Origin of the sequence: Aeromonas piscicola (genome assembly GCF_000820005.1) — a bacterium.
GTDB lineage: Bacteria > Pseudomonadota > Gammaproteobacteria > Enterobacterales > Aeromonadaceae > Aeromonas > Aeromonas piscicola.
The window spans coordinates 926-1590 of sequence record NZ_CDBL01000006.1; the positions used below are offsets into that span (position 1 = coordinate 926).

Annotated in this window: 1 protein-coding gene; it reads left to right on the forward strand. The window is 58.2% G+C overall.

Features of this window, described 5'->3' with window-relative positions:
- Window positions 1–390 precede the first annotated feature (390 nt).
- Window positions 391–665 (forward strand): DEAD/DEAH box helicase (locus BN1128_RS00965; protein ID WP_042865719.1); only part of this gene is annotated, 275 nt, incomplete at its 3' end.

Sequence of the window (665 nt, forward strand, 5' to 3'; positions counted from 1 at the left end):
AGCCCCAGTGCCAGCAGCAGGCCTGCCTGACGCCAGCGACGACACTTGCTTGTGATATGTACAGCCATGAGCCTGAACCTCCTTGTTCGGGGACTGAAATGATGGTCGTCTGTTGCTGGCATCAAGCATAGCCTGATTCGAATGAGTTCTGAGGCAGGATCTGCGAGCGGGAAGGTGACCCAGTTTTTCGGTTCGCGCTGGGATGAACATCACATTTCTCTCGTTTATCCACGGCAACTCCGTTAGACTGCGCCTCTATTCTTTCCCCTTTGCTCTGCTCCCCGGGGAAATCGTTGTTTTCTCAATAGGCCCAGAACTTGTGAGATGGCATCGGCTCAGCAGAGGAGCCCCACCACAAATCCCCGGCGCCACTATCCCTAGCAGGTAATTATGAGTTTTTCTTCCCTCGGTCTGGCCGAACCCTTGTTGCGTGCCGTTGCCGAGCAAGGCTACGACACCCCGTCTCCCATTCAGCTGCAAGCGATCCCCGCCGTTCTGGCTGGCCGTGACCTGATGGCGGCGGCCCAAACAGGGACCGGCAAGACCGCAGGCTTTACCCTGCCGATGCTGCAGCGTCTGATGGAGAGCAAGCGTAAAGTTTCTCCCAACCGGATCCGCGCCTTGGTATTGACCCCGACCCGTGAGCTGGCCGCCCAGGTGGGCGA